We start from the raw sequence: 1,123 nt of genomic DNA on the forward strand, positions 1-1,123 counted from the left end.
AAAAAAAAAGCTGATAAGCATATAAACAAGTTATGCTTTATAACAAGTCATTGATTTTTTACGGATAAGTGGTTGATTTACTGTCGGAAAAAGAAAAACAATAGGGAAAAAAAGCAAAGCAAAACCAACCAACGGGCGGTAGGACTGTGAACGGCTTTTTATGGCGTGTACACATTTGTGTACAAAAAGTTTGTATTTTATTGAAATATAGCTATCTTTGTACTGAATTTAAAAGCAAACAGATATGGAAGCATTATCAGTAAGAGAATACCGTAACAACCTCGCAGCGTCTTTCACCAAAGCTGACAATGGCGAGCAGGTACTAATTCGCAGGAAAAACGAGATTTACGCTTTGGTAAAAGTTGGTCGTGAAGATTTGATGATAACCCCGGAACTGCAAGCAAGGATTGACAAGGCAAGGGAAGAAATCAAATCCGGAAAGTGTGTTACCCTCAAAAGCAGTGAGGATATTGATGCTTATTTCGACAGTCTATGATGTACACAATTAGGGTTTCCGACGGGGTGGATAAGGTGATTGCCAAATGGAAGAAATCAAACCCCAATTTGTTCAAGAAGTATAAGAAAATCTACAAAGAATTGTTAGAGCACCCTAAGACTGGGCTTGGGCATCCCGAAGCGTTAAGGGGCGGTGGGGATATTACATGGTCTCGACACATTACCGCCCATGACCGGATAATCTATGACATTTACGAGGAAGTGGTAGAGGTCTACATTTTGGAGGTAGAGGGGCATTACAACGATAAATGATAAAACTGTTATGGTCGAATATTGTGTTTACTGGTTAGAGAACGGCGAGCCTATGCACGAGGTGTTCTCTAACCTTGCCGCCGCCGAGATGTACTCATGTGCGATAAGAGGGAAAGAAAACGTTGAATGGGTGGAGGTGTCCGAAGAAGAAGCCATTGATTTGGACGAACTGGAAGACATGTTCCCGGATGACTTCTGCGGCGTGTAATCCCCTTGGGTAGAAATGGGGTAGATTTTGTTAGGCTGTGGGGGATTTTCTAACACGCCGGGGCTTTTTTGCCGGGCGGTTAGTGTGGATGTATTCCAATGCGGTATGTGTATATATAGCAAGAAGTGTCCTTGTCGGACAATTCTT

Annotated in this window: 3 protein-coding genes; all 3 read left to right on the forward strand. The window is 42.3% G+C overall.

What is annotated here, in order from left to right:
* The first annotated feature begins 244 nt into the window (after window positions 1-244).
* The 3 genes from DWZ03_RS19780 to DWZ03_RS19790 are packed head-to-tail and all read left to right on the forward strand — an operon-like array spanning window position 245 to window position 976.
* On the forward strand, window positions 245-496 hold the full coding sequence (locus DWZ03_RS19780) for a hypothetical protein (RefSeq protein WP_004295507.1): 252 nt from the start codon (window positions 245-247) through the stop codon (window positions 494-496).
* Complete coding sequence (locus tag DWZ03_RS19785) at window positions 493-768, forward strand: type II toxin-antitoxin system YoeB family toxin (RefSeq protein ID WP_004327436.1); 276 nt, start codon at window positions 493-495, stop codon at window positions 766-768. Before DWZ03_RS19780 ends, DWZ03_RS19785 begins: the two co-directional genes overlap by 4 nt.
* 10 nt (window positions 769-778) lie before the next feature.
* Window positions 779-976 (forward strand): hypothetical protein, encoded by a 198-nt coding sequence (locus tag DWZ03_RS19790; RefSeq protein WP_005683054.1) that lies wholly within the window; start codon window positions 779-781, stop codon window positions 974-976.
* Window positions 977-1,123: the final 147 nt, after the last annotated feature.

Source organism: Bacteroides sp. AF29-11, from assembly GCF_003602895.1.
GTDB lineage: Bacteria > Bacteroidota > Bacteroidia > Bacteroidales > Bacteroidaceae > Bacteroides > Bacteroides uniformis.

Excerpts from the sequence above, each read along its gene's own strand:
- DWZ03_RS19780 (WP_004295507.1), top strand. The coding sequence starts at position 245 with ATGGAAGCATTATCAGTAAGAGAATACCGTAACAACCTCGCAGCGTCT.
- DWZ03_RS19785 (WP_004327436.1), top strand. The coding sequence starts at position 493 with ATGATGTACACAATTAGGGTTTCCGACGGGGTGGATAAGGTGATTGCC.
- DWZ03_RS19790 (WP_005683054.1), top strand. The coding sequence starts at position 779 with ATGGTCGAATATTGTGTTTACTGGTTAGAGAACGGCGAGCCTATGCAC.